This window comes from Sedimentibacter sp. B4, from assembly GCF_000309315.1.
Taxonomy (GTDB): Bacteria; Bacillota; Clostridia; order Tissierellales; family Sedimentibacteraceae; genus Sedimentibacter; species Sedimentibacter saalensis.
In genome coordinates, this window is the sequence record NZ_CANG01000075.1 from 1 (window position 1) to 241 (window position 241).

General features: G+C 64.7%; 1 protein-coding gene. It reads left to right on the forward strand.

Going from position 1 to position 241, the window contains the following annotated elements; all coding sequences use genetic code 11:
• A partial coding sequence (locus tag BN358_RS22920) for a DUF3566 domain-containing protein (protein ID WP_198018364.1) occupies window positions 1-155 on the forward strand: 155 nt, incomplete at its 5' end.
• Between the last annotated feature and the right edge of the window lie 86 nt (window positions 156-241).

Consider the following 241-nt stretch of genomic DNA (forward strand, 5'->3'; position numbering starts at 1 on the left):
ACTACATCAGCACGAACAAGGTGCTCGGCGTGACCGCGCTGCTGGCCGTGATCAACGTGGTGATCTCCACGGCTCTCGGCACGCTGACCGCGTTCCTGTACAACCTGAGCGCGAACATCCTCGGCGGCCTGGAACTCACCCTCGCCGAGGACTGAGTCGAGCGGCGTCCGGAATCGGTCGGATCCGTCCCATCGCGACCCGCCAAGTTGAGCCGCCCGGACGGAGTCGGTAACGTATCCTC